This is a genomic window from Bartonella sp. LB28NMGDW (assembly GCF_042194435.1).
Taxonomy (GTDB): Bacteria; Pseudomonadota; Alphaproteobacteria; order Rhizobiales; family Rhizobiaceae; genus Bartonella; species Bartonella grahamii.
The window spans coordinates 1-1,680 of the sequence record NZ_JBHIMX010000071.1 but is presented as its reverse complement, the minus strand read 5'-3'; the positions used below and the strand labels follow the sequence as shown (position 1 = coordinate 1,680).

General features: G+C 37.6%; 2 protein-coding genes. Both read left to right on the top strand.

Annotation, left to right across the window (positions count from 1 at the left end; all coding sequences use genetic code 11):
- Window positions 1-233: 233 nt before the first annotated feature.
- Window positions 234-647, top strand: a complete 414-nt coding sequence (locus ACFIKG_RS09140; RefSeq protein WP_375652180.1) for a hypothetical protein — start codon at window positions 234-236, stop codon at window positions 645-647.
- A 271-nt stretch (window positions 648-918) separates the two neighbouring features.
- Window positions 919-1,443: a hypothetical protein gene (locus ACFIKG_RS09135; protein ID WP_375652179.1), complete on the top strand. Its 525-nt coding sequence runs from the start codon at window positions 919-921 to the stop codon at window positions 1,441-1,443.
- The last annotated feature ends 237 nt before the right edge of the window (window positions 1,444-1,680 follow it).

The window sequence follows — 1,680 nt, the reverse complement described above, 5'->3', positions numbered from 1 at the left end:
TCAGTCATGAAATCGTATTTAAAAGGATCCGAAAAAACAGCAAAGTAGTGAAATTTTCTGATGATTTTGAGAATAGACATGCGTTTAAATTGACAGAAAGGCACCGTACAGAGCGATTTAAAGATTTTGTGATAAAAACCACATTGAAATTAAAAACGCTTCTGTACGGTCCATTTTGATGCAAATAAACCCATTGGTAAAGTTATGGATTTAGATAGGGGATATTAAACCAGATGTTTTTAAAAAAACGTAAACAGAAAGGGCAAAAAAAGTGGGTTGCAACGGCGGTGGGGCATGCACCATGGGGATTAGGGGTAGCAGAGTATTTTTATAACCTTTACGAATATGATGATGGCACAAGAGAATACGAAGAATTTGACGGTGGTCAGTATCATGAGATGCCTTGTAAAGTTGATTACAGTACCAAGGCGCAAGTGAAAGCTTGGATATATGGGGGTGATTTGCCAAGAAGCGTATTGAGTTGCGAAGCATTGATAGACGAGGTGAATAGGGAAATCAAAAAACGTACAGTGAAAGCAGTGAAAACTTATGATGATATAGACAGTGAACTAGAGAAAGCACTTGGTATTCAATTAGGTAGGTATCAAAATGAAAAAAAAGTGAAAAAAATAAAAAATACGTATTGACATTAAGGAAAGGTTCGTTTAGAAAGGCGTCAAGTGCTTAACAACACTTAGCGATAAGCGGATAAACCACGATAAGGTTTTTCCCATTCTTTAAAATACTGACTGTCTTTTATGTTCTGATTAGCATATAATGATTATGTCGGGTGTGGTCACACCATACAATACTCTTTATGAGAAAAGTGTGACGACGGACTTATCGCCGTGTTTGTTAGCACCCGACGCCCTTATGGGGTGTTAATAACAAACCTTTTTTACGATAAGGATTACTAGCATGAACGCTACAGTTAAAAATCAAAAAACATCTCCAAAATATCAACTCACCAATCAAACAATTCTTCGTGAGGGTAAAAAACTTTATCGCATTAAGGCGTTAAGAGATTTTGGTGATGTTAAAGCTGGTCAACTTGGTGGCTATATTGAATCTGAAGAAAATCTTTCCCATGATGGTAATTGCTGGGTTGGTGATCAGGCCATTGTTGTGAGCCCTGGTCGTGTTTACGAAAATGCGCAGGTTTATGGCAATGCAGGTGTTGGTGGTTTTGTATATGGTAATGCTCGCGTCTACGATTCAGCAAAGGTTTTTGCCAATGCCCATGTGTATGATAATGCCCATGTTTTCGATAGTGCAAAAATTGTAAGTAAAGTGCATGTTTATGAAAATGCCAATGCATGTGGCATGGCTATTGTTACTAAGAATATTTGTGGTGACACAATGAATAATGTTTATACAGAACGCCTTTCTCCTTATGGTGAAATTTGCTTTGTTATGTGTCGTGCTCATAGGAAAACAGCTTAAATAACGGCGCGGGCGCGGCGGGGGCGCCTCCTTATAACCATTTCACTTAAAATTTGTTTGAATATTAGATTAGGAGTTACCTATGACCACTACAACTGTATCTAAAAAATATGAATTTACTAATGAAAACTTCACTTTTGATGGTCTTACTTTACACCGCATACGTGCTCTAAGAGATTTTGATGATGTTAAGGCGGGGGACCTCGGCGGTTTTATTGAAAATGAAAGTAACTTATC

Coding starts and splice junctions, on each gene's coding strand:
- ACFIKG_RS09140 (WP_375652180.1), top strand. CDS start 234: ATGTTTTTAAAAAAACGTAAACAGAAAGGGCAAAAAAAGTGGGTTGCA.
- ACFIKG_RS09135 (WP_375652179.1), top strand. CDS start 919: ATGAACGCTACAGTTAAAAATCAAAAAACATCTCCAAAATATCAACTC.